This is a genomic window from Pseudomonas sp. LTGT-11-2Z, assembly GCF_003691445.1.
GTDB classification, from domain to species: domain Bacteria; phylum Pseudomonadota; class Gammaproteobacteria; order Pseudomonadales; family Pseudomonadaceae; genus Aquipseudomonas; species Aquipseudomonas monteilii.
The window spans coordinates 3,641,298-3,664,779 of sequence record NZ_CP033104.1; the positions used below are offsets into that span (position 1 = coordinate 3,641,298).

The 23,482-nt window shown below is 62.4% G+C and carries 20 protein-coding genes; 16 read left to right on the forward strand and 4 right to left on the reverse strand.

Translation table 11 applies throughout. The features are described from left to right. The 5 genes from D8767_RS16985 (at position 1) to D8767_RS17005 (ending at position 5,258) form a co-directional block, all read left to right on the forward strand. On the forward strand, positions 1-291 hold the full coding sequence (locus D8767_RS16985; RefSeq protein ID WP_016714352.1) for a (2Fe-2S)-binding protein: 291 nt from the start codon (positions 1-3) through the stop codon (positions 289-291). After that, on the forward strand, positions 288-1,646 hold the full coding sequence (locus D8767_RS16990) for an NAD(P)/FAD-dependent oxidoreductase (RefSeq protein WP_016714353.1): 1,359 nt from the start codon (positions 288-290) through the stop codon (positions 1,644-1,646). Before D8767_RS16985 ends, D8767_RS16990 begins: the two co-directional genes overlap by 4 nt. Beyond that, positions 1,643-2,779, forward strand: a complete 1,137-nt coding sequence (locus D8767_RS16995; protein ID WP_016714354.1) for an FAD-binding oxidoreductase — start codon at positions 1,643-1,645, stop codon at positions 2,777-2,779. Before D8767_RS16990 ends, D8767_RS16995 begins: the two co-directional genes overlap by 4 nt. Continuing rightward, positions 2,776-3,819 (forward strand): polyamine ABC transporter substrate-binding protein, encoded by a 1,044-nt coding sequence (locus D8767_RS17000; RefSeq protein WP_016714355.1) that lies wholly within the window; start codon positions 2,776-2,778, stop codon positions 3,817-3,819. Before D8767_RS16995 ends, D8767_RS17000 begins: the two co-directional genes overlap by 4 nt. Before the next feature lie 194 nt (positions 3,820-4,013). Then, positions 4,014-5,258, forward strand: a complete 1,245-nt coding sequence (locus D8767_RS17005) for an OprD family porin (protein ID WP_016714356.1) — start codon at positions 4,014-4,016, stop codon at positions 5,256-5,258. Positions 5,259-5,370: 112 nt separating this feature from the next. Here D8767_RS17005 and D8767_RS17010 read toward each other — a convergent pair whose 3' ends face one another. Beyond that, entirely contained in the window at positions 5,371-6,141 is a 771-nt protein-coding gene (locus D8767_RS17010; protein ID WP_016714357.1) for an IclR family transcriptional regulator C-terminal domain-containing protein, read from the reverse strand. 155 nt (positions 6,142-6,296) lie between these two features. Between D8767_RS17010 and D8767_RS17015 the strand changes: the two genes are divergently transcribed. The 4 genes from D8767_RS17015 to D8767_RS17030 are packed head-to-tail and all read left to right on the forward strand — an operon-like array spanning position 6,297 to position 10,871. Beyond that, on the forward strand, positions 6,297-7,106 hold the full coding sequence (locus D8767_RS17015; protein ID WP_016714358.1) for a shikimate dehydrogenase: 810 nt from the start codon (positions 6,297-6,299) through the stop codon (positions 7,104-7,106). Positions 7,107-7,110: 4 nt separating this feature from the next. Then, positions 7,111-8,844 carry an FAD-dependent oxidoreductase gene (locus D8767_RS17020; RefSeq protein WP_016714359.1) on the forward strand — a complete coding sequence of 578 codons (1,734 nt, stop codon included), beginning with the start codon at positions 7,111-7,113 and terminating at the stop codon, positions 8,842-8,844. Further along, positions 8,829-9,149, forward strand: a complete 321-nt coding sequence (locus tag D8767_RS17025) for an NIPSNAP family protein (protein ID WP_016714360.1) — start codon at positions 8,829-8,831, stop codon at positions 9,147-9,149. Before D8767_RS17020 ends, D8767_RS17025 begins: the two co-directional genes overlap by 16 nt. 39 nt (positions 9,150-9,188) lie before the next feature. Then, on the forward strand, positions 9,189-10,871 hold the full coding sequence (locus D8767_RS17030) for an FAD-dependent oxidoreductase (RefSeq protein WP_028699989.1): 1,683 nt from the start codon (positions 9,189-9,191) through the stop codon (positions 10,869-10,871). Positions 10,872-10,889: 18 nt separating this feature from the next. Here the strand turns inward: D8767_RS17030 and tssM are convergent, their stop codons facing one another. The 3 genes from tssM to vasI are packed head-to-tail and all read right to left on the reverse strand — an operon-like array spanning position 10,890 to position 16,614. Next, complete coding sequence (gene tssM, locus D8767_RS17035) at positions 10,890-14,516, reverse strand: type VI secretion system membrane subunit TssM (RefSeq protein WP_016714362.1); 3,627 nt, start codon at positions 14,514-14,516, stop codon at positions 10,890-10,892. After that, entirely contained in the window at positions 14,513-15,976 is a 1,464-nt protein-coding gene (gene tssA / locus D8767_RS17040; protein ID WP_016714363.1) for a type VI secretion system protein TssA, read from the reverse strand. Before tssA ends, tssM begins: the two co-directional genes overlap by 4 nt. Next, a complete protein-coding gene (gene vasI / locus D8767_RS17045) occupies positions 15,964-16,614 on the reverse strand; it encodes a type VI secretion system-associated protein VasI (protein WP_028699987.1) in 651 nt (216 codons plus the stop codon). The genes tssA and vasI overlap by 13 nt, the downstream gene beginning before the upstream one ends. 327 nt (positions 16,615-16,941) lie before the next feature. Here vasI and tssB point away from each other — a divergent pair, with 327 nt between their 5' ends. Genes tssB through tssJ form a run of 7 tightly spaced genes read left to right on the forward strand, consistent with a single transcriptional unit; the run spans position 16,942 to position 23,473 of the window. Continuing rightward, the gene (tssB, locus tag D8767_RS17050; protein WP_028699986.1) at positions 16,942-17,445 is read left to right on the forward strand and encodes a type VI secretion system contractile sheath small subunit; all 504 of its coding nucleotides are present in this window, start codon (positions 16,942-16,944) and stop codon (positions 17,443-17,445) included. A gap of 17 nt (positions 17,446-17,462) precedes the next feature. Then, the gene (gene tssC, locus D8767_RS17055; RefSeq protein ID WP_016714366.1) at positions 17,463-18,953 is read left to right on the forward strand and encodes a type VI secretion system contractile sheath large subunit; all 1,491 of its coding nucleotides are present in this window, start codon (positions 17,463-17,465) and stop codon (positions 18,951-18,953) included. Further along, on the forward strand, positions 18,950-19,360 hold the full coding sequence (gene tssE, locus D8767_RS17060) for a type VI secretion system baseplate subunit TssE (protein WP_016714367.1): 411 nt from the start codon (positions 18,950-18,952) through the stop codon (positions 19,358-19,360). The genes tssC and tssE overlap by 4 nt, the downstream gene beginning before the upstream one ends. Before the next feature lie 3 nt (positions 19,361-19,363). Then, complete coding sequence (gene tssF, locus D8767_RS17065) at positions 19,364-21,130, forward strand: type VI secretion system baseplate subunit TssF (protein WP_016714368.1); 1,767 nt, start codon at positions 19,364-19,366, stop codon at positions 21,128-21,130. Next, positions 21,094-22,110, forward strand: coding sequence for a type VI secretion system baseplate subunit TssG (gene tssG, locus D8767_RS17070; RefSeq protein WP_016714369.1), 1,017 nt, complete (start codon positions 21,094-21,096; stop codon positions 22,108-22,110). The genes tssF and tssG overlap by 37 nt, the downstream gene beginning before the upstream one ends. Beyond that, positions 22,107-22,676, forward strand: coding sequence for an FHA domain-containing protein (locus tag D8767_RS17075; protein WP_016714370.1), 570 nt, complete (start codon positions 22,107-22,109; stop codon positions 22,674-22,676). Before tssG ends, D8767_RS17075 begins: the two co-directional genes overlap by 4 nt. Next, positions 22,673-23,473, forward strand: a complete 801-nt coding sequence (gene tssJ, locus D8767_RS17080; RefSeq protein ID WP_016714371.1) for a type VI secretion system lipoprotein TssJ — start codon at positions 22,673-22,675, stop codon at positions 23,471-23,473. The genes D8767_RS17075 and tssJ overlap by 4 nt, the downstream gene beginning before the upstream one ends. The last annotated feature ends 9 nt before the right edge of the window (positions 23,474-23,482 follow it).

Consider the following 23,482-nt stretch of genomic DNA (forward strand, 5'->3'; position numbering starts at 1 on the left):
ATGCCCCTGTTCAAGCGCGTGGCCGAGCACGACCGCGAGCCGCTGCCCTTTTTGCTCGACGGCCAGCCAGCCCAGGGCATGAACGGCGACACCCTGCTGACCGCTATCCTGACCAATGCCACGCACCTGCGCGGCAGCGACTTCAGCGCCGAGCCGCGCGCCGGTTTCTGCCTGATGGGTGCCTGCCAGGACTGTTGGGTACGCCTGCAGGATGGGCGCCGGGTGCGCGCCTGCTCGACCTTTCTGGAAGCCGGCCAGTGCATCACCCGCGACCCGGGGCGCCGTCCATGACTGCAATCGTGATCATCGGTGCCGGCCCCGCCGGCATCCGCGCCGCGCAAACCCTGGTGGACCACGGCATGCGCCCGGTGCTGCTGGACGAAGCCAGTCGCGGCGGTGGGCAGATCTACCGCCAGCAGCCAGCCAACTTTCGCCGGTCGGCCAAGGCGTTGTACGGTTTCGAGGCCGGCAAGGCACAAGCCGTGCATACCACCCTTGAGCAACTGCGCGGGCAACTCGACTACCGCCCGGATACCTTGGTGTGGAACGCTGAGCAGCAGGTGCTGGACACCTTGCAACAGGGCGAGTTGGCCGACCGCCTGGCGTTCGACCGGGTGATTGTCGCCACCGGCGCCACCGACCGCGTGTTGCCGATCCCCGGCTGGACCTTGCCTGGGGTCTATACCTTGGGCGCCGCACAGATTGCCCTTAAGTTCCAGGGCTGCGCCATCGGCGAGCGGGTGGTGCTGGCAGGCAGTGGGCCGCTGTTGTACCTGGTGGCCTATCAGTACGCCAGGGCCGGCGCCACGGTCAGCGCAGTGCTCGACACCTCGCCGTTCAGCGCCCAGGTACGTGCCCTGCCACGCCTGCTGCTGCAGCCGGGCACCTTTGCCAAAGGCCTTTACTACCGCGCATGGCTTGCCCGCAAAGGCATACCGGTGCACCAGGGAGTAACCCTGCTCGGCATTGACGGCGAACAACGCGCCAGCGGCGTTCGCTGGTCACTCAACGGTCAGCAGTATCAGCTGCCCTGCGACGCCGTGGCCTTCGCCCACGCCCTGCGCAGCGAAACCCAGCTGGCCGACCTGCTGGGCTGCGAGTTTGCCTGGAACACCCTCAACCGCGCTTGGCTACCGGTACGTGACCCCCAGGGCCGCGCCAGCAGCCCCGGCGTGTACCTGGCGGGCGACGGTGCCGGCATCCTGGGTGCCGATGGTGCGGAAATGACCGGCGAACTGGCAGCCCTGACGCTGCTGGCCGATCTCGGCAAGCGTGGCAACCCGCAACGCCAGCGACAGCTGGAAAAGCGCTTGGCCACGTTGCAGCGCTTTCGTCAGGGCCTGGAGCAAGCCTTCCCGTTCCCCGAACAATGGGCCAGCCAAGCCTCCGACCTGCTGACCGTGTGCCGTTGCGAGCAGGTCAGCGCCGGGGAAATCCGCGCTACCGTGCGCGCCGGGCACTGGGAAATCAACCGGGTCAAGGCCATGTGCCGGGTTGGCATGGGCCGCTGTCAAGGCCGTGTGTGCGGCGCCGCTGCCGCCGAGCTGATTGCCTGCGAAAGCGGTCGGCCCATTGATCAGGTCGGGCGCTTGCGCGGCCAGGCACCGGTCAAGCCGCTGCCCTTTGGTCTGGAGATAAAGCCATGAGGCTGCTTGAAGTGGACGCCATCATCGTCGGTGGCGGCATCGTCGGCAGCAGCGCTGCCTTGACCCTGGCCCGTGCTGGCCAGCACGTGGCGCTGCTGGAGCGCGACTTCTGCGGCTCGCATTCCAGCGGGGTGAACTACGGTGGCGTGCGCCGTCAGGGACGCTCGCTGGCTCAGCTGCCGTTGTCGATGCGCGCCCATGCCATTTGGGGGCAGCTGCGCGAATGGATCGGCATCGACGGCGAGTACGCCCGCAGCGGCCACCTGAAGCTGGCCCGCAGCGAAACCGATTTCGATGCCCTGAAGGCCTATGCACGCCGTACCCAGGCCTTTGACCTGCGCCTGCAACTGCTGGAACGCCGCGAGCTGCGCCAACGCTTTCCCTGGGTGGGCGACATCGCCGTCGGTGCCTCGTATTGCCCCGAGGATGGCCACGCCAACCCTCGCCTTGTATCGCCGGCGTTCGCCCAGGCAGCCCGGCACAGCGGTGCCGAGGTGCACGAGCAGTGCAAAGTGCTTGATGTGGACCACGACGGCCAGCGCTTCAGCGTACACACCAGCAACGGCCAGTGCTTCAAGGCACCCTGGCTGTTGAACTGCGCCGGCGCCTGGTCGGCCCAACTGGCCGAACAGTTCGGCGAACCGGTGCCACTCACCGCCGCCCACCCGGCCATGCTGGTCACCGAGCCGCTGCCGCTGTTCATGACCGCCAGCACCGGGGTAGAAGGCGGCGGTATCTACGCCCGCCAGGTAGCGCGTGGCAACTGCGTGCTCGGCGGCGGGCGCGGCTTTGCCCTGACCCCGACCACCGCACGCCCGGGCCAGGCCGCCGTGCTCGACATATTGCGCAACGCCACCGAGCTGTACCCGGCCCTGGCCGGTGCCCAAGCCATCCGCACCTGGAGCGGCACCGAAGGCTACCTGCCCGACGACGAACCGGTGCTTGGCCCCAGCCTGCAACGACCCGGCCTGCTGCACGGCTTCGGCTTTGCCGGCGCGGGTTTCCAGATTGGCCCGGCGGCGGGTGAAGCACTGGCGCAATGCATCCTGCAGGGCACACCCGCCATCAGCCTCGCGGCCTTTTCCATCCACCGTTTTCAGCCCAACCACCACCACAAGGAAAACCTGTCATGACGCACAAGCAACGTTTGCTCGCCCTGTTCTGCACCGTGCCCGGCCTGTTCGCCTGCCTGCCCGCCATGGCCCAACCCACGCTGTACCTGGGCATGAACGGTGGCACCATGGAACGGCTGTTCAGCGACAACATCCTGCCCCGGTTCGAGAAGGCCAACGATGTAAAGGTGGTGATCGTGCCCGGCACGTCGGCCGACATCCTGGCCAAGGTCCAAGCTACGCCGAACAAGCCGTCGATCCATGTGATGGTGCTGGATGACGGCATCATGTACCGCGCCATTGGCATGGGGCTGTGCAGCACGCTCAAGCCCAATCCGACCCTGGCCCAGCTGCCGGAAAAGGCCCTGATCAAGGACAAGGCCGCCGCCGTCAGCCTGGGGGTAACCGGCCTGGCCTACAACAGCCGCCTGTTCAAGGAAAAGGGCTGGGCCGCACCCACCTCGTGGAATGACCTGGCCGACCCGCGCTTCAAAGACAAGGTGGTGTTCCAGTCGATGGCCTCGTCCACCTTCGGCCTGCACGGTTTTCTGATGTACAACCGCCTGCACGGCGGCACCGATATCGACGTCAACCCGGGCTTCGCTGCCTGGAAGCAGAACGTTGGCCCGAACGTGCTGGAGTACATCCCCAACTCGGCCAAGCTCTCGGAAATGGTGCAAACCGACGAAGCCGCACTGTTCCCGCTCACCCCCACCCAAGTGACGGCACTGAAGCTCAAAGGCATCCCGGTGGAGTACGCAGCGCCCAAGGAAGGCGCCGTGGTGCTCAACCAGGCCGAATGCGTCACCGCCAACAACGACCAGCCGGAGCTTGCGCAAAAGCTCGCCGAATTCCTGCTGAGCCCCGAAGCGCAGGCTCCGGCTCTGGAACTGGGTGACCAGATCCCGTCCAACCCCAACACCCCGACCAGCGACAAGACCCGTGGCCAGGTCGAGGCCATGCAGACCTACCTGCAAACGGCCGTTACCATCGACTGGGACCAGGTCAACACCCAACGTCCGGAATGGAACGCCCGCTGGAATCGCCAGATCGAGCGATAGGCCGAGGCCACCTGGCCCGCTGCCGGCACCTCAGGTGCCGGCCAGCGGGCGCACCACCCGCTTGAGCCATCTGTAAACGTACGAATGCTCCGCCCTGCACAGGCGCGGACAGGGCTTCTGCACGCCTGCAAAACGGCTCAGGCACCCCTTGCATCACGCTGCCATCTAACTAGAACAAGCAAACGGAGCATGAAATGAGCATCAACACACTCGGCGTCACCGCCCTGTTGCTGGCGTCTGCCAGCCCCTTGCTGCAGGCCAGCGAGCAGTCCGAATCGGCAGGTTTCATCGAAGGCAGCAAGCTGTCTGTCAAGGCACGCAACATGTACATGCAGCGTGACAACCGCGCCAGCGGCGCACGGCAAAACTACGGCGAGGAATGGGCCCAAGGCTTTATCGGTACCTTTCAGTCCGGCTTCACCCAAGGCACCGTCGGCTTTGGCATCGACCTGATCGGCCAGTACGCCTTCAAGCTCGACACGGGTGACGGCCGCACGGGGGGCGGTACGGGCTTGCTGGAGCAGGACAGCCATGGCGCCAAGCAAGACATGAGCAAAGCCGGCGCAGTGCTGAAAATGCGCGCGTCCAACACCGTGCTCAAATACGGCACGCAGGTCATGGCTGTGCCTGTGCTGGCCACCTCCGACAGCCGCCTGCTGCCGGAAACCGTCGACGGCTTCTCGCTCACCAGCAAGGAAATCCGCAATCTGCAGTTGGACGCGGGGCACTTCACCGGCCTGACCAACCGCAACCAGTCATCCCGCGACAGCGGGCGCATGACCGCCGTGGACTACCTGGGCGGGGTGTACACGTTCAATGAGCGGCTCTCCAGCAGCCTGTACTACGCCAAAACTGCCGAGCACTTTCGCAAGTACTACGTGAACACCCGCTACCTGTTGTCGCTGGGTTCCGGCCAATCGCTTAAGTTCGACTTCAACGCCTACGACACGCAAAGCATCGGCCAAGCCCGCAGTGGCGACCTGGACAACCGCATCTGGAGCCTGGGGGGGACCTGGACGCTGGGCGCTCATGCCTTCACCCTGGCCTACCAGAAGGTGTCCGGCACCGGCGACTACGTGTACGGGCCAGACGGCAACGCGGTCTACAACTTTGCCAACTCGGTGCAGTACTCGGACTTCGACTACGAGAACGAAAAGTCCTGGCAGGCCCGATACGACCTGAACATGGCCGCTTATGGCGCACCAGGGCTGAACTTCATGACCCGCTATGTGAAAGGCTCCGACTTCAAGAGCGGCACCGGCGGCGACCTCGATGGCAAGGCCTGGGAGCGTGACGTTGAAGTACGCTATGTGGTGCAGGCCGGCGTAGCCAAGGACTTGTCGTTCCGGGTGCGGCAGGCCAGCTACCGTAGCTCGGAGCGTGGTGGCCAGATTGATGAAGTGCGGGTAATTACCGAGTACCCGCTCAATATTTTCTAAGGGTATGTACTGCCCGCTCCTAAGGGATTGCGCAAGCCCGGCACTCTGCACGATACCTGTGGGAGCGGGCTTGCCCGCGAAGATGGCTACGCAATTCCCCAGCCATGCCGCCTCAAGCCATCACTGGCTGCAACAACGCCTGCGCTTCATACAGTGTCGGCACATACCGCAACCGAATTTCATCCACGCTCAGGCGCGAAGCATGGGTCGTGATGGTGAGCGTTGCTTTCAACTGCCCGGCCCGATCCAGCAGCGGTACCCCCAACACACGCATACCCATCTCATATTCCTGGTCGACCATGCAGAAGCCCTGCGTTTTCACCCGCAGCAACTCCGCCTCCAGCAGCCCACGGTCAGTCTGTGTGTAAGGCGTCAGTGCCCGCAGCGGGTTGCGTGCAAAGTAGTCATCCCGCTCGCTTTCATCCAGCCAAGCCAGCCATATCCGTCCCCCCGCCGTGCAATACATCGGCACCCGCGAGCCTGGCCTGATCGACAACGACGCCACATGGCTGTAGCGGCTGCGCACCAGGTGGATGATCTCGTCGCCATCGCGGGTGCCCACTGATACATGCTCCTGGGTCTGCCGCGCCACCTGCTCGACGATCGGCCGCAGCATGCGCGGCAGTTGCGCCGAGTCGACATACGCCTGGCCAAGGCGCAGCGCCTTGGGCGTCAGCCAGTACTCGCGGCTGTCGGTTTCGGCAAAGCCCTCATGCACCAAAGTCAGTAAAAAGCGCCGGGTGGCGCTGGGCGTAAGGCCAGACAGCCTGGCTGCCTGCGGCACGCTCAGGCGTGGCTGCTCGGCGCTGAACAGCTGCATCAGGGCCAGGCCTTTCTGCAAGCCGGCAATCAGGTCACGGGGATGAATGGCGGGGGTGTTCATGCCTTCAACTCGCAAGTGGGGAAAAAAAACAGCCGATTACCGCGATAACCGGAACATGATTGCGATTATCGCACTAAACCACCGATTAGCGCATTGTTGGCCGCACCCCGCTGCTTCACGCTTGCCGCCATAAAAACGCCAATAAGGAGGTCAGCATGATTCGTGGTTCCACTGAACTGGTCGCCATCGTCGGTTCGCCCGTCGCCCAGGTGAAGTCCCCGGAAAACTTCAACACCTGGTTCACCCACAACAACTGCAACCTCGCCATGCTGCCCATCGACCTGCACCAGGCGGCGCTGGACAGCTTTGCCGACACCCTGCGCGGCTGGCAAAACCTGCGCGGCTGCGTGGTCACCGTGCCGTACAAGCAGGCCCTGGCCAACCGCCTGGATAGCCTGAGCGAACGTGCGGCGGCACTGGGGTCGGTCAATGTGATACGCCGCGAGCGCGACGGGCGCTTGCTGGGCGACAACGTCGACGGCGCCGGCTTCCTGGGCGCTGCGCGCAAGCATGGCTTCAAACCGACGGGCAAGCGGGCATTGGTGATCGGTTGCGGCGGTGTTGGCAGTGCCATCGCCTATGCGCTGGGCGAGGCAGGCATTGCCAGCATTACCCTCAGCGACCCCAGCACAACGCGCATGGGTGCGGTGTGCGAGCTGCTCGAAAATGCCTTCCCTGGGCTTACGGTCAGCACACAGTTCAGTGGGCTGGAAGACTTCGACCTGGTGGCCAACGCCTCCCCGGTCGGCATGGGCACAAGCGCAGAGCTGCCACTGCCCGCCGCCCTGCTGGCTACCCTGCAACCCGAAACACTGGTGGCCGACGTGGTCACTTCGCCCGAGATCACCCCACTGCTGAACCGCGCACGGCAAGTCGGCTGCCCGATCCAGACAGGCCCGGAAATGGCCTACGCCCAACTCGGCCACCTTGGCGCCTTCATGGGCGTGACGCCGCTGGAGATCTGAAGCCATGGCGACCCTTGAACACACACAACAAAGCGTTGACCTTGTGGTACTGGGCAGTGGCGCAGGCGGCTTGGCTGCGGCTGCCACGGCGGCCTGCCGCGGGCTGAAGGTGCTGGTCGTGGAAAAGGCCGAACGCTTTGGCGGCACCTCTGCGATTTCCGGCGGTGCGGTATGGCTGTACGGCACTGATCAAGCCCGTGACGCGGGTGCCAAGGACTCCCCCGAGGCCATGCGCACCTACCTCAAACACGTCATCGGTGATGGCTACGACCCCATGCTGGGCGACGCCTTCATCGAGCATGGGCACCAGGCACTGCGCTGGCTGGAGCGCCACACCGAACTGCGCTATGCCTTACGCCCGCACTCACCCGATTATTACCCGGATGCACCTGGCGCCACGCAGTTCGGCCGGGCACTGGAAATGGTCGAGTACGACGGCAAGCACCTTGGCCAGCGCCTCAAGGACCTGCAGATGCCACCGCCCGGCATGCTGCTGTTCGGCGGCATGATGGTCAACCGCGTGGATATCCAGCATTTTCTCAGTATTCGCCGCTCGCCCGGTTCGCTGTGGCATTGCCTGAAACTGATGGTGCGCTACGCGCGGGACCGCCTGCAGCACCCGCGTGGCACTCGGCTTACCACCGGCAACGCATTGATCGCCCGCCTGGCCACCAGTGCCTTCGCCCATGGCACGCAACTGTGGTTGCGCAGCGAAGCCGAAGAGCTGATTGTCGAGCACGGCGTGGTGACCGGCGTGGTTGTACTGCACGAGGGCCGGCGTCAGCGGGTAATGGCACGTGGCGGTGTGGTGTGCGCCATGGGCGGGTTCGCTGCAGGCGCACTGGCCGCCAGCTACCGCCCCGCCCAAGAGGCGCCGCACCTAACCATGTCGCCCGCCTTCAACGACGGTGCCGCCCTGCGCCTTGGTCAGGCGGTGTCGGCCGCCGAGGGCGAAGGCCTGGCGGCCAACTTCTTCTGGGCGCCGGTTTCCGAACGGCGCCATCCCGGTGGCCAGCGGGAGCGCTTCCCGCACCTGGTCACCGACCGCGCCAAGCCTGGCGTGATTGCGGTAGACCCGACCGGGCGGCGCTTCGTCAACGAGTCCGACTCCTACCACCACTTCGTGCAGACCATGTTCGCCAACGGCATTGCCAGCTGCTGGCTGGTGTGCGATGCCGAGGCGATGAACCGCTATGGGCTCGGCCTGGCGCGGCCGAAACCTGTGAACAACCAGGCGTTGATCGACGCCGGCTACCTGTACCGGGCCGCGACACCGCAAGCCCTGGCCCAGGCCATTGGCGTAGAGCCCAAAGTGTTCGCGCAAACCCTCGAGCAGTTCAACACGGATGCCCGCAATGGCATCGACCGTGCGTTCGGCAAAGGCGGCAACAGCTACAACCGCTACATGGGCGACCCGCAACACACGCCCAACCCCTGCCTGGCGCCGTTGAGCAGCGGGCCGTTCTACGCCATCCGCATTCACACCGGCGACCTCGGGTCGGCCCGTGGCCTGGTGACCAACGCCGATGCCAACGTGCTTGACCGTAGCGGCCAGCCAATTGCCGGGCTGTATGCGGTCGGCAACGACATGAACTCACTGATGAAGGGCACCTACCCCGGCCCCGGCATCACCCTGGGCCCTGCCCTCACCTTCGGCTGGCTCGCTGCCAACCACATCACCGCGCGCCTGCAGGCGCCGGCCACCCACACGGAGACCCCGGCATGTACTACGAACTGAGAACCTACACCCTCGACCCACTGAAAATGGCCGACTGGCTAGCCCTGTACCAAAGCCATGCGCTGGAAGTGCAAAGCGAACACCTGGGTAACCTGGTCGGCTTTTTCACCAGCGAGTTCGGCGACGTCAACCAGGTGGTGCACATCTGGGGCTATTCTAGCCTCGACGATCGCATCGCACGGCGCACAGCCATGGCAGCGGACCCGCGCTGGGCAGCGTTTTCGCGGCTTAACCGCGAGCTCGGGGCCGTTGTGCGCCTGCAATCGCGGCTGCTGCGGCCCACCGGTTTTTCGCCGCTGCAGTAAAGCGCGCCACCCTCTACCAACGCCTGAGCGGACCCCTTCATGCACCCCCTCGAATGTGACGTACTCGTCATTGGCTCCGGCGCTTCGGGCCTGGCTGCCGCCGTAACCGCCGCGCATCACGGCCTGCATGTGATCGTTGCGGAAAAAGCCCGCCAGCTGGGCGGCACCAGCGCCTGGTCTGGGGGCTGGTTGTGGATACCGCGTAACCCGCTGGCCATCGCTGAAGGCATCGTCGAAGCCGACGATGCCCCAGAGCGCTACCTGCGTGCGCAAACCCACACCCGCGAACTGGACACGCGTCAACGTGCGTTCCTGCGCCATGGCCCGGAAATGGTGGCGTTTTTCCAGCAGCACACGGCGGTACAGTTCCAGAGCGGCAGCCGCATGCCCGACATGCGTGAAGGCGATGGCAGTGCATACGGAGGGCGCTCACTGTGTGCCCTGCCTTACGACGGGCGCCAGCTCGGTCCTTGGCTGCACACATTACGCCCACCGCTGGACATCGTCAGCCTGGCCGGCATGGGCATTGCCGGTGGCACCGACATGGCCGCCTTCTTCAACGCCACACGCTCGGCCAAGGCAGCGCTGCATGTCAGCAAGCGCCTGCTGCGCCATGGGCGAGACCTGCTGCTGCATCGTCGCGGCCAGCAGTTGGTCAATGGCAATGCGCTGGTGGCGCGCCTGCTACGCAGCGCCCTCGACCTTGATGTGACACTGCTGACCGACAAACCGGCCAGCCACCTGCTGGGCGAAGGCCGAGTCAGTGGCGCACTGTTTGCCGACGGCCAGGTCATCCAGGCACGCCGTGGTGTGGTATTGGCCTGCGGTGGCTTCCCGCATGATCGCCAGCGCATCGCGCAACTGATGCCGCATGCGCCGCAGGGTGACCAGCACTACTCCGCTGCACCCAGGGAAAACAGCGGCGACGGCCTGCGGTTGGGTGAACAAGCCGGTGGCCTGGTCAGTACGGCACTGGCCCAGGCTGGCGCCTGGACGCCTGTATCGAAGGTGCCATGCGGCGATGGCGGTTTCGGCCATTTCCCGCACCTGATCGACCGCGCCAAACCTGGCTTCATCGCGGTACGTCGCGATGGCCGACGCTTCGTCAACGAGGCCGATTGCTACCATGACTTCATGAACGCACTGTTCGCCGCTACACCGCACGGCGAAGCACCTGAAGCCTGGCTGATCTGCGACCACGCAGCACAACGCCGCTATGGCATTGGCTGGGCCAAGCCCTTTCCGTTCTCTACCCGCTTCTATCAACGCCGTGGCTACTTGCACAGTAGCGCCAGCCTGGCGGAACTGGCGCAGCGCTGCGGGATCGATGCCGCGCAGCTGCAGCGCACGGTGCACGACTTCAACCGGCATGCAGCCCAAGGTGAGGACCCCGTATTCCAGCGTGGCGCATCGGCCTACAACCGGGCTCAGGGCGAACCGTTGCAAGCCCCCAACCCGTCGCTGCGGCCCTTGCTGCATGGGCCGTTTCACGCCGTGAAGCTACTGCCGGGCAGCCTGGGCACCTTCGCCGGCCTGGGCACCGACGCCTCGGCCCGTGTGCTGGACCGCGCAGGGCAGCCGATACCCGGGCTGTTTGCGGTGGGCAACGACATGCACAGCGTGATGGGTGGGCACTACCCAAGCGGTGGCATTACCCTTGGGCCGGGGATGACCTTTGGGTATCTGGCCGGCAGGCTGTTGAGCGGCTTGGGCTCGGCATGACCTAAGCGAGACATGGTGTCATAAAGGCTGTTCATGCGGTTGCCCCGTTTGAGCAACCTTGGTTGGCTGTTGCATTAACCCGCGTGGCAAGCGGAAACCTTTGAACGGTTGCTGGGTAATGGGGTTGAAGGCCTTTTCAGCATTCAACCGATAGCGCATTACACCGTCGCCCGTCCTGAAGCTCAGGTCCACGCTGGTCGCCGTGCGCCCATTGAGCGAGCCGCGGCTGAGCAAGCGGAACATCGACCAAGGGCCACGGTATTCGAGGCTGCTGCTATTGCCGTTCTGCCTGAGTAAAGTCAGGTTGCTGCGTACCTGCTGCCCCATGGTATTGGGCCAGACGATACCGGTTATCTGGGTAGGCCCATGGGTGTAGGAGATCAACTGGCCATCCAGGTCCAGCAGGCTGGTACGCTGGTTCGCACTGAGCCCCAACGGTTCGATACTGAACTGCACACTCAATTTGCCGCGCTGATCGAAGAAGGTTTCGCGAATCCGTTCGGCCAGCTCTAGCTGCTCGATCACGTCGGGGCGAATCAGGGAATGCCCGTGCTGGCCAAACTGCAACGCCTCAAGGTTGTCCTTGAGGAAGACCTTGAGATACTGATCATCAAACTGCTTCAAGCGCCCTTTGGGCCCAAAGAATGCTTCGAAGTCATCCAGTGAAGCATCAGGTGCCCTCACCACAAAGGGGTAGCGGCCTGCCAGACGTTGCTGGAAGAAGCTGTACACCTCAGCATCCCAACGTCGCTCCAGTTCGCGCAGTGCTTCAACGTTCAGCACTTTGGCTGTCTGGTCGGCAAGCTTTCTGACCTGGTGGTTGATCGGTTCCGGCAAACCTGTGGCAACACGTTGCAGGGTGCCAATCGGGTCCTGCCCGGTCATCGAGAAGCGCTGATGCACGGCTTGCAGCGCAGCCTTGCCGCGGTCCGGGCTGTCCTGTACGGCCTTGGCATAGTCCAGCACAGCCGATACGGCACCCAGGGTTTCGTCGTAGTAGCTCGGTTTGTCTCCTGTCACCAGCAACATGGCGCCCAGGCCTGCAAAAGCCCGCTGGATGGCCTGTGCTTGCTGTTGCTCGGGCTTGCCCGTTACTGGCAGCAACGAACCAACCTCGCCCGGTGCCTCGACAACAGCCGGTGACGCAAGCGACGTGTTATCCCTGACCGTATGCAGCAGCCGCTGCAACGGTGCTGCCGGGCCAGTCAACTGTTCCAGAACGGTGACACCATGGTCCAGATCACGGAAGTCCGCCACGGTGAAGGCGTTCAAGGCGCGACGCCAGCTGTCTACGTAATCGGCGCTGTAAAGGTTGTGCAGCCGTTCGGTTAGCGCCTCTCGATCAACGCTCGAATAATCGAGCTGGGCGCGCTCCCCGAGCGCCCACTGATCGACCATCGCCATTTCAGCGAACCGCTGGCTGCGCGGTTCAAAGTACTCCCTGAAGCCTTTGGCTGTGAGCATGGGGGGCAGCTGCACATCCTCCTCCCCTTGCCTGGCCCCGAAAGAAGGCTGATACACGACATCGAATGCAGGGCCTACCTGGTGACGCAGGTTCAGGCCGGTGTGCAATTGCTCGTGAGCCTGTTGCTTCAGCCCCTCATAAACCCGCTGTGGCAAAGGCAATTTACGCAATGCCTGCTGCACTTCGCTGACACGCTCACGGTACTGCGGCAAATCGGTGTCAGCGTAGGCCAGGGCGTATTTCAAATGGTGCATGAGGTCTCGCTGCAACTGCCCCTGGCCAGGAAACGCCTTTTGCCATTGGCGCGCCATCCAGTCTTCCACCCATTCGGGCCGGCGACTGTGGCGGTCCTCGATCATCCGGTAAACCCTGAGCGCCGCCATTTGTTGCTCACTGCCCGGTGGTGCTGCGTTCATGGCATCGATCACGCCGCTGGCCAAGGCCGGCAAAAAGCGCCTGGACAATAAGCTGAGGTACGCTTCGTCAACCGTGGGGCCAATGTTTCGCCCTTGATAAAGGCCAAGATCGGCAACCCCTGGCCATGCCACGCGATAGTCACCAAACACCGCCACCGCATCGCGGATCTGGTCAAGCGGCGCCAACAGGTTGCGCCCGGTCGGGTCAAGGCGCTGATCGACCTGGTGATGGCTGTACTCCTGGCTTTTGGCGAGCACGCTAGCGGCCTTGGACCCATTGATGTCGAAATAGCGTTGCCAACTTGCCAGGGCGATGCTGAACGCAAGGATGCCCACGCCCGAGCCGACCCACAGCAGTTGACGCTTGCTGCGCGCCACCCGAACGTTGTCGCCCGCCAGGCCGGCCTCCTGATAGATGACCCGTCTGAAGGCTTGCTGAATGAAGTAGGCCAATGCCTTGCCTTGTGCCTTGCCCTCACGCAACGGAAGTTTCGTCTTGTAGGGCTGGGCGGCTTCACGGACAAAGGCATTGCGCATGTCGCCTTGCTGTATCACAGACGACCAATACACACCGCGTACCAGGGCGGGCGTGGAGTAACGGTCACTCACCAGGGTTTCGCGCAGAAATGCAAGCAGTATGGGGCGCAACCCGACCAGCTGCCCATACAGCGAAAACAGGCGCCCACACGGTGGAGCCTTCACCAGTACATCCAGTTGATCGATGAGCTGCTCCTGCAACGTGCCGAGAAACCGACCGTAGTGCTCGTCATACTCATCCAGCCAGACGTCGAACGCGTCAACCGCATCCAGTTTGAAGGTAAACCCCAACAGGTTTTCGCGCCTGGCGGCCGAAAGCTTGCCGTAGAACTGATCGAAGCCGTCCAGCAAATCGAATTTGCTCAGTACCACGTAGAGCGGCAAGCGCGATCCCAGGTGGCTGCTCACTTCGTACAGGCGGGTGCGCAACCTGTGGGCCAGCGCAACGCGCTGCTCAGGCGTGCCATGCAGCAGTGCCGGCAAGTCGACGACCAGCACCACGCCGTTAAGCGCTCGCTGGCTGCGATTTCGCAGTAGCCAGCCCAACAGGTGGTCCCACAACCTGGCCTGGGCCCCCGGCACACAGGAGGGCGCTGATTCGGCGTGAGCGTCGGCTGCCGAGCCGGCCGCTGGCTGCTGACGGATGAACGCACCGGGTGGGTCGATGAGCACAGCATCGTCGCTGACCCACCAGCCCACCGGATAGGCCAGCGCTTCAGTCTGTCGCCCTTGTGCCTGGACCTGATCGATACGTGTCAGGGTAAAACGCTGATCGGTGCAGTCGATGAAGCTGGTTTTACCGGCCTGTTCATCCCCCATCACCAGGTACCAGGGCAGCCGGTACAAGGCGCGGGGCCCACCGGCATTGTCAAGGTACCGGTCAAGCCCCTGGCTCAGCGCCTTCTCTTGCGCCTGCACCAACGGCAGCGCGCGATCCTGTTCGGCAGCCCGTGCCTGCCTTCGCTCCGCTTGCAATCGGCGAAAGCGTGTACGCAGCACCACCAGCCAACCTATTAGCGGCACGAGCATGAGTACCAGACTTGCGACGCTGCGGTGCGCCACACTGGCCAATGGCTGTTGCTCACGCCACGTCCATTGCGGGCCGAGCCACCAGATGGCGACCAGGAGCAGCGTGGCCGCCAACCCAAGTAACAGCGGCAACGCCAGGCCAATGCGCGTTACCCACGGCAAGCCCCAAGCTTTGAATTGCTTCCATATATGATTCATCGAGGCTCCTGGTCCTTGTGTTGATCAGCCAGCGTTGGAGGGGCTGCGTACTGCTGAAGCCGCTGGAATACCTCTGGCTCCCACGCACTGGCGGTGGTTTGCTGCATCGTTCGGGCAACGCCGGCGCACAAGTCCTGGGCCAACCAGGACACGCCCCGTGCGGCCAGCAAATCGGCTGCGATCATGGTGGTATGGCAGCGGTCTCGAGGGGTACCGAGGTCCGCTTGCAGCGCTTGCAGCCTCAGCAGCACGGGCTCTACGCCGCCGCTGTCCAGCTGGCCGGCCAGTTCCTCGTGCAGGCCACCAAACGCATGGGGAGGGGCCGCTTGGCCAGAAGGCCCTTGCGCGCCCTTGAGCCACGCCAGGCATTGGTCATCGACAAATACCAATCCGTCGCTGAAGCACAGCTGCTGAAGTGCCGGCATGCGCTGTACAAACCGGGCGGTCGCGCAACGGATGGCCTCAGCCACATCGCTCATCGCCAGCCGCGTGGCGACGGTTGCAGCCAGAAAGCTGCCACGAATCCAGTAGGGGCACGCCGCCACGCTTTTTTCGATGCGCTGAAGCAAGGCGGGGTCTATCGCTGTGCTGGCAATGGCCTCTTCATAGACCCGCGTGATATCCAGTGGCACCGCCATCAATTCCGTGCGGGTGCCTTGCCTGGCTGGAGGCGCCGCCTGAATGTGTGCCCACAACCCGAAACGCCGTAACTGGTAGCCGGTTGGGTCGTAAGGATCCTGCTGGTTGATGAGTTCGGCCATGGCCAGTATGGCCCGTCGTGTCTCACGTTCACTGCCCATCGACACACGCGGCACGGGCGCGGCGATGACATCGGCCAGCGGCGCAGGCTTCACGCTTGCAGCGGGCGCCTTGGGCATGGCAGCCTCGCCGGCACCGCTGACACGTTCAATGTGTTTGCACAGCAGGCGCTCCAACCCGTCGAGAACAGCAATCTCCAGCTGTGCCGCGTGCTGTTGTTGTAGGTGTTTCAACGCCGCCTGCGCTGCTGCTGCATGGGCAGGGGTATAAGTGAAACGGTCGAGACGCGGCAGCGACTCGGTCAAGCGGTTGATCACCAGCCCGACCAGCTTGCGCTTGGTCAGGAAGCCTTTCGGCCCTGGCTTGGGGTGGGCGGGTTCCCAATAGCACTCGATCATGCCGGCCAGCAACGCCAAAGTATCGCCCCAACGCTCCCAGCAGCGGTTGCGTAACCAGGCGGCACTCAAGTGCGCGACGATTCGCAGGTGCTTGCATTGCTGGCCCAGGTACTGACAGGACGCCTCTTCGATGTAAACCCAGTCGATCATCGCCTCCTGCAGCCCGCCCAGCTTGACCATCTCCTGGTCGATCGCCTGGTAGGTTTCGTCCTCGACATCGAACAGCCCAGCCGGTACTGCCGGATCGATCGGCGCCAGCAGTCGCGTGAGCTTGCCCTCTGACACCTGCGCTACCACCGGCATGTGCTTCGCGCCTGGCTGATCAACGGGGTCAGCCCTTGTGCATCGAAGATCAACCCGTCGAGCTCGCTGTGCTCACTCAAGACTTCGATGCGATGGGCGCCAATCAGCTTCCTGATCTGCTCGATCGCCGGCAAGCCCCGGCCGGCATCGATTACTTGCCCGTTCTCCATCACCTGCCAGGGTGTTTCACGGGTAGACCAGCCCTGCCCTGTCAGCCGTACCTTGACCCAGCTTGCCTCGATCGGGCGTTTGGCAATCAGTTGCAACCGGGAGATGGCCTGGATGCAACTGATCGCCAGGTAAGCGGGTTCGTTACCCGATGCGATGGCAGGCGCTGATATCACGAGCGCTGAAACGCCGGCACCGTCACCGGTTCGGCTACCGATGTGAAACGTCAGGTCATCCGGCGCCCGCGCCGCTTCATTTGCCATCACGCGCAGCACGCTCGGGGCCTGCTGCTCTGGTGCAGACCACTGCCGTTCTGTCGTGTATGCCGGCGTGTTCGCAGCCTGATCGAAACAGGCCAGTCGCTCGACGTTCGACACAATCCGTGAACAGTCCCGCGTGGGGCCTGCCAGTACTGGCTGCAAACAAAGCAGCAACGAGAAACCGGCGCCATATACAGAACGGTTAATCATCCTGATCCACTCTCCAAAAACAGTACAAACGCCCTATATGATCGCGTCCACTTTCCTACAAAAACATATCGACCCACAGGCAAAGAAACAGCCAACCAAAACAAAACCGAATGGAGACTAATACATAGCGACGACTGTACACAAACAAATATTTACTTACATCTTCACGCTCGACCAAACAGCACTTCACCCTGCATGGTTTTTATAGGAGCAAGGAAACTCACCCAGCCAGATAAACATATGTAAGAAACTTCCTACAAGAGCAACACCACATTAAACAAAGCCCAAAATTAAACATCCTACAAACCAACAGGGAGTTACGTACCGATGTCTAGAAATACGGGTTCTGTCGCGCCTAAAGAACGCGTCAATATCAAATACGTCCCCGCTACGAGCGATGAGCAAGCTGAGGTGGAGCTGCCCCACAAAATGCTGGTACTGGGCGACTTCGGCCTGGATGAAGATCGCGCGCTCGAGGACCGCCAGGTGATGCGTGTCGACAAACACACGTTCAACAGCGTGTTGAACGACGCCAACGTGAGCCTGGCGGTATCTGTGCCTTCCGTGCTCAGTGCAGCCCCGGATGCCGAGCTGGCGGTCCATCTGCAGTTCAGGTCCATCAACGATTTCGGGCCGGACCGTATCGCGCGGCAGGTACCCGAGCTGAACAAGCTGCTGGAACTGCGCGAAGCGCTGGTTGCCCTGAAAGGCCCGCTTGGCAACGTCCCGGCCTTCCGCAAGCAACTGCAACACCTGCTGAACAACGAGCAAGCCCGTAAACAGCTCGCACTAGAACTGGACCTGGTACCTGAAGCGCCAGAAAAAGACTGAGACAACGGAGCGTCCCCATGCCTAAGCCAAACACCACCACCGTCACCACAGACGCAACCATAGACACATTGGGCAATGGCACTTTGCTCGACCAGATCATGGCAGAAACCAAACTGGTACCTACGCAGGAGGGCTATCAGGTTGCCAGGCAGGGCGTATCTGCCTTCATCGCCGAAATCCTCAAAAGCAACGACCCGGATCAACTGATCAACAAGCACCGGGTCGATCAGATGATTGCAGAGGTTGACCGGGTTCTCGGCAAACAGATGGACGCCATTTTGCACCAACCCGAGTTCCAGCGGCTTGAATCCTCATGGCGTAGCCTGAAACTTCTGGTCGACCGCACGAACTTCAGGGAGAACATCAAGCTCGAAATTTTGCACATCAGCAAAGAGGACTTGCTCGACGACTTCGAAAATGCAGCAGACATTACCTGCAGCGGCCTCTACAAACATGTTTACACCGCCGGGTACGGCCAGTTCGGGGGAGAGCCGGTTGCGGCCATGGTAGGTAACTACAACTTTGGCCCCGCCTCTGCGGACATCAAACTTTTGAGTTACATGGCCTCCGTAGGTGCCATGTCCCACGCGCCCTTCCTGGCCGCACCTTCCCCCGAGTTCTTCAACTTGAGCAGCTTTGAAGAGTTGCCCAACCTCAAGGAAATAAAAGACCTCTTCGCCGGCCCACGTCATGCCAAGTGGCGCGCTTTTCGCGAAAGTGAAGACGCCCGTCATGTCGCGCTGACCGGACCGCGCTTCATGCTGCGCTCCGCCTACCACCCGCAAGAAAAGCCAATCGAGAGCTTCAATTACAACGAAGACATCGCCGGGCGGCATGACCACTACCTGTGGGGCAATTCCGCCTTCCTGCTGGCCAGTTGCATCAACGACAGCTTCGCCCGCTACCGCTGGTGCCCGAACATCATCGGCCCGCAATCGGGTGGTGCGGTCGAAGACCTGCCAGTCCACCTGTACGAGTCACTGGGGCAATTGCAGGCCAAGATTCCTACCGAGGTGCTGATTTCCGATCGCAAGGAGTTCGAGCTCGCCGAAGAGGGCTTCATCGCCCTGACCATGCGTAAAGACAGTGACAATGCAGCGTTCTTCTCAGCCAACTCGGTGCAAAAACCCAAGAACTTCCCTAAAACCCCCGAAGGGCTGCAGGCACAGACCAACTACAAGCTGGGAACCCAGCTGCCCTACCTGTTCATCGTCAACCGCCTGGCCCACTACATCAAAGTGCTGCAACGCGAACAGATCGGCAGCTGGAAGGAACGCCGAGACCTTGAGTCCGAGCTGAACAAGTGGATCAAGCAGTATGTCGCCGACCAGGAAAACCCGTCTGCCGACGTTCGCAGCCGCCGGCCGCTACGTGCCGCCCGTATTGAGGTCTCGGATGTTGCCGGTGACCCAGGCTGGTACCAGGTTTCGATCGCCGTGCGTCCGCACTTCAAGTACATGGGCGCGAACTTCGAGATCTCTCTGGTCGGGCGGCTCGATACGCAATGAGTGGTTTTTTTGAACGCTTGACGGTGGATCAGAGTACCCGTCCGCAGGCCACTCGACAGGAAAGCGCTGCGCACACGTTCGCCACCATCAAGCGCCATCTCGAAACGCTGCTCAACGCCCGCCAGGGTTGCTCTCAGAGCAGTCCTGAGCTGGGCTTGCGTGACTTCAACGGGCATGACGTGAACCGCGGCGACTTGCTCGTACAAGTGAGCGCGGATATTCGCCGCACCCTCCAGCGCTTCGAACCACGTATCCAGATACGCACGCTCAAGGCAGTGCCCGATACCCATGCCCCGCTGGAGCTGCATTTCAGGCTCGATTGCCAGGTGCAGGTCAACAACCACGCAGAGCAGCTGCAACTCGAGCTGCTGGTCAACGGGCACAACCGCTACACCCGAGTGAGGTGACCGATGTCACTGAAAGACCGTTTCAGCGAAGAGCTGCGTTACCTGCACGAACTGGGGAGCGACTTCGCCAAGGACAACCCGCAACTTGCAAGACTGCTTGGCACAGGTGCCTGTGACCCCGATGTCGAACGCCTGATGGAAGCCTTTGCATTCCTGACGGCCAAACTGCGGCTCAAACTGGAAGACGACCTACCGGAGCTGACTCACCCCATGCTGCAGTTGCTGTGGCCCAATTACCTGCGGCCCCTGCCCAGCGCGACGATCATCCAGTTCACCCCGGTCAAGCAGTCCCTCAGTCAGTCACAGCACATTCCGAAGGGATCGAGGTTGTGCTCGGAACCCGTGGACGGCGTAGCCTGCGAGTTCCGCACGTGCACTGCGGTGAACATTCATCCGTTCAAGATCGACACGGTGAGTGCAACCCAGACACTCGAAAACGCGACGATCCGCATCGGCCTGCAGGCACTGGTCGAGCGGCCACTGAACAGCCTGGGCTGCTCCAGCCTCGACTTTTACCTCAGTGGTGATATTCACACCGCCCGCACGTTGTACCTGTGGGTTTCTCAATACCTCAAGCACATCAACGTGATCGTCAAGGGTGAAGTTCGTCGGCTGCCGGCCGGCAGCATCTCCTTCCCGGGATTTAGCCCCGACGAAGCCTTGCTGCCCTACCCGCAGAACGTCTTTGATGGCTACCGGATCCTACAGGAGTACTTTGTCTTCCCCCAGCGCTTCCACTTTTTCAGCGTTACCGGGCTGGATAAAGCCTGGCCAGCGCATGACAGCCTGACGGTAAGCCTCGAGTTTCACTTCACGCGCCAGCTACCCGACACACTGCGTGTCAGCAACGCAGATTTCAGTTTGTTCTGCGCCCCTGCAGTCAACTTGTTCCAGCACAGTGCCGAGCCCATCGACTTGTCCAGCGAGGACGCCTTGGTCCCACTGAAACCCAAGGGAGCGGAGCCGTACAGTTACGAAATTTTCAGTGTCGACCAGGTCATCAGCACCCGCACGACGACCGACGGGAGTGTCGGTGAGCACCTGCGAACTTTCCGTCCCTTTGAATCGTTCGCCCATGAAATCGAGCACGTTCAAGGACGCACTGCGCTGTACTACCGCTACCAGTTGGAGGCGTGCCTGCGCGGCGATGGCGTCACGCACCGCATCGCCTTCGTCCGTGCCGATGCCAACAGCTATATCGGCGAGCTGGAAACCGCGTCCATCGACCTGACATGCACCAATCGAGACCTGCCGCTGGCGTTGGGCATTGGTGACATCAACGCGCGTACCGAATTTACGCCGCCACTGGCCACCTACACCAACATCTGCAAGCCCACCCGCCCTTGTCGCCCGGTGCTGGACGGCCAGTTGCAATGGGCATTGATTTCCAACATGTCGCTCAACTACCTGTCCCTGCTCTCGGTCGAGCCGCTCAAAGCGGTGATCCGCGCCTACGACTTCGTCGCCCTGCACGACATTCAGCAGGCGCGTACCACCCAGAAGCGCCTGGACGGCATGCGCGATATTCATACACAGCCCATGGACTGGCTAATCAAGGGGCAACCCATTCGCGGCCTGCACACTCGGCTGAAGCTGGACCAGGCCGCCTTCCTCTGCGAAGGCGACCTGTACCTGTTCAGTTGCGTGCTTGCCCACTTCTTTGCCTTGTACGCCAGCATCAATTCCTTCCATCAGCTGGAAGTGATCAACATCACCAACAACGAGCACTACACATGGCCAATACAGACCGGCAAACAACCGCTGATCTAGCCGACAGACTGCTCGCCGAGGCGCACCAGTACAACTTCTTCCAGTTGCTGGAGCGGCTGCATGGGCTGCATGGCGACGATCTGGAACCCCGTTGGCCTGACGAGGCAACCCGGTTGCGCGTGCGCCTGGCCTGTGACCCACGGCTGACCTTTCCCGTATCGGACGTTTACAAAGCTCAACGCATGCCCCACGAAGAGGCGCGCTACCGGGTCGTTGCCACGTTCCTCGGGTTACACGGTACCGATTCACCATTGCCCACCTATTACCTGGAGCAGGTGGCCTATGAACATGCGCAAGGCATCGGTGTACGGCCGGCATTCTTCGACTTTTTCAACCACTACCTGCTCAGCCTGTTGCACCGCAGCTGGCGCAAATACCGGTACTACATCCGCTTCCAGCCGGGTGCCCGTGACGGGTTCTCGCAGTACGTTTTTGCCCTGCTGGGGCTTAACGACAAGCAACTGCGAGGGGATACGGCACTGCCCTGGAGCCGCCTGCTCAGTTTTGCCGGGGTCATCGCCAGCCGCAGCCGTGCGCCAGGCACCGTGGCCGGCATCATTGCGCACTGCTTCGACCTCAAGCATGTGCAGATCCGCGAATTTGAAACCCGCTCGGTACCCACTGCGGCCGGGCAACGCGTAAGCCTGGGGCGCGCCAACGGCCAGCTGGGCAGCACGTTCATGATCGGCAGCCGTACACGCACACGCAGCAGCAAGTTCACCATCGTGATCAGCGAACTCGACCAGGCGCAACTGCGGGACCTGCTACCCAGCGGCATCAACTTCGGCCGTTTGCGTGCATTGATCGACGTTCTGCTGCGTGACGGCCTTGCCTACGACCTGGAGCTGCGCCTGAAGCAGAACGCGCTGTCACCCTTCTGCTTGCGCCGTAGCCAGGGCGCCTACCTGGGCTGGACCAGCTTCATCGACGACCGGCATGGCCAGATCAGTCCCGTTGTACGGTTCAGGGGGCGCTCATGAACACATTGACCGTGAGCATCATCAACCTGGACCAACTGCGACATGGCGTTATCGCCAGGCACCGATTCGATTGCAAGGGCGGAACCATTGGCAGCGGACAGACAAGCTGGCAGCTCGACGATCCTAATCAGAGCGTTGCGCCCATCCACTGCGAAATCCGCTGGATAGAAGGCAGCTTCTGTGTGATCGATCACTGCCAGCGCACCTATCTGAATGGCAGCGCCACCAGCCTGGGTGCATACCCACCCAGACGCCTGCTTGAAGGCGACCAGCTTCGGGTGGGTGCTTATCGGCTACAGGTTCAGTACGCCCAGGACCCCGCCGCCACGCGTTCGCTAGAGGACATGTTCTATCCGGATCAGAGGGTACTCGACCGCCTGATCGCCGAAGAAACAGCAGCCTCTTGGCCGATCGAACCCTCTGCTACGCAACCGGCTGCCGAGATCTGCTCGGCCTTCGAGCCCACCATGGGCAACGATCCCTTGGCAGCGCTGGATGCAGCCGCTGAGTCAGAGGCTTCCCCGTCGAGCCCGCTGCTGCGGCTGATTGCCGGAGACCGCCCATGACCCGCCAACCGTTGCTGGTCGCGGCCCTGCTGGTTGCAATGTTCGGGGGTGCCGGCTGCACCTCGTTAAGCAGGATGGGCCAAGTTGCCATGGACCACACGTTGCCCATCGGGCCGCCGAAGGATCACCCGACCCAAGTTGCGTTCAGCATCAACGCGAGCCCTACCCTCAATGGTAATCCGAACAGCCTTGAGGTAGCGGCCGAAGAACAGCACAGCACCCTGGAGCCCAGCCCCTACGCCGTCACCCTGAGTGCGGGCGACCCTTATGCACTGACGGAAAAGATCGTGACCCTACTGGAGTACCTGCACGAGCTGTTTCCAGCCATGTCCCCCGTCGAGGTGGACGAGGAAGGCAACGATGAACCGGCTCGCTCTCCTCTGGAAGAGAGCACCCCCGGCAGCTACGACGACCCGACCGTAACGTTGACCTTGCCGCACACCACAACCGTGGCCTCGGAACCCGTCGCCACGCCGATTGCCATCAAGATCCTGCAGCTGCGCGACGACTCGCTACTGCGTAACACCGTGTACCAGTTGCTGGACCAGGACCCGGCCAAAGCCCTGCGCAGTACCTACATCCGTGATGACGATTACCTACTGCACCCTGGCCAGTTCAAGTACATCCCGTTCGAACCCATCCATGCCGAAACCCGTTTCGTGGCGGTGATTGCCGACTACCGAGGCCTTGAGGACGCCAGCTGGCGGCAAGTGCTGCGCATTCCGCCGCGTGGCCGCCAGATCATGCTGTCGGTGTTGGTAAACGACACGCACATCGTGCTCAAGGAAGAAGATTGATGACACGTC